Annotated in this window: 2 protein-coding genes; one reads left to right on the top strand and one right to left on the bottom strand. The window is 65.9% G+C overall.

Annotation, left to right across the window (positions count from 1 at the left end; genetic code table 11):
- Window positions 1-186: hypothetical protein (locus AC3WTE_RS32575; protein ID WP_492443756.1), on the bottom strand; the 186-nt coding region annotated here is incomplete at its 3' end.
- Here AC3WTE_RS32575 and AC3WTE_RS32570 point away from each other — a divergent pair.
- Entirely contained in the window at window positions 121-1,527 is a 1,407-nt protein-coding gene (locus AC3WTE_RS32570; RefSeq protein WP_492443755.1) for an IS1380 family transposase, read from the top strand. The genes AC3WTE_RS32575 and AC3WTE_RS32570 overlap by 66 nt on opposite strands.
- Window positions 1,528-1,698 lie beyond the last annotated feature (171 nt).

Genomic DNA, 1,698 nt, shown 5'->3' with positions numbered 1-1,698 from the left:
CCCGGATTTTTCGTGAAATAGCGTGCGCCACAGGGTGTAGATAAGCGAAAGTGCCTGTCCTGCAAGGGATAATTGGACTTCTCTACGGTTCAAGTATTCCAAGGGGAAGGCACTTCGCAAGTGAAGAATATCGCGGCTGTATCGCGGGTGAAAGTGTCCGCCGATGGTCATGGTGTTGTGTCGCATGCCGGGATGGGCATGCTGCGTGAGTTGGCTGACTTGACCGGCCTGTCAGCGCAGGTCACTGCCGCATTGGCCGATACCTACCGGGGCCCGTGGGTGTATGCGCCGGGCGATGTGTTCGCCGATCTGGCCGCCGCGGTCGCTGACGGCGCGGACTGCATCGACGGGGTCGGACAGCTGTGCGGCGATCGCGAGCACGCGTTCGGTGCGAAGGCCTCGACGACCACGATGTGGCGGCTGGTCGATGAACGTATCGACGCCGCACATCTACCCCGAATCTGGGCCGCGCGAGCGACGGCACGAACGGCGGTGTGGGAGTCCGGAGCCGGCCCGGCCACCGAGGGTTGGTTGCACATCGATGTCGATGCGACCCTGGTGATCGATCACTCCGACAACAAGCGTGGCGCCGCGTCGACATGGAAGAAAACGTTCGGTCTGCATCCGCTGCTGGCGTTTGTGGACCGACCCGACATCTGCGGTGGGGAAGCCCTGGCCGGGATGCTGCGCAACGGTAACGCCGGCTCAAACACCGCCTCGGACCACATCATCTTGCTGGCTCGGGCGCTGGCAGCCCTGCCGGCTCGGTGGCGGCCCGATCCCGACCGTCCCGGAGATCCCGGCAAGCCAAAGGTGCTGATCCGCAGCGACACCGCTGGAGCCACCCACCGATTCGCCGAGGCGTGCCGCGCTGCCGGAGTCGGGTTCTCCTTCGGGTATCCCGTCGGCCCCGGTGTGCAGGACGCCGTGGACACCCTCAACATCGCCGACGGCTGGTACCCGGCGATCGACACCGATGGCGGTATCCGCGACGGCGCCTGGGTCGCCGAAGCCACGCCCTTGGTCAACCTGGACACCTGGCCTACCGGCACCCGGCTGATCCTGCGCAAAGAACGCCCGCATCCCGGAGCACAGCTGCGGTTCACCGACGCCGACGGCATGCGCGTGACCGCGTTCATCACCGACACCGAACCCGGCGCGGTGCCCGGTCAGGTCGCCGGCCTGGAGCTACGGCACCGCCAGCACGCCCGCGTCGAAGACCGCATCCGTGAACTCAAAGCCACGGGTTTGCGTAACCTGCCGTGCCATAGTTTCTGGGCCAACGCCGCGTGGCTGGAAATCGTGCTGGCCGCCGCTGACCTGGTCACCTGGGCCCGCCTGATCGGCTTCCGCGACCACCGCGCACTGGCCCGCGCTGAGATCGACACATTCCGCTACCGGGTCCTGCACGTGGCGGCCCGCCTCACCCGCGGAGCCCGCCAACGACACCTGCGCATCGATGCCACCTGGCGCTGGGCCGCCGCTATCGCCACGGCCTGGCAGCGCATCCGCTCAGCGTTCAGATAGCCGCCAAACCACCGTCCCAACAACCACGAAAGACCCTCGGCCCCAAGGAAAGCCCGCCCCACCCGGCGACACGGGACGAATCAACCACGCCACGACAAGAAACCCGTTGCTTGGCAACAAAAATTCAGGCCAGCACCAAGTCCGAACAACTCTCACGAAAAATCGAGGCTA

The organism is Mycobacterium sp. FW102-FHT13B02, assembly GCF_058790275.1.
Note: the sequence above shows the minus strand (reverse complement) of the source record. Positions and strands in the feature narration are given on the sequence as shown.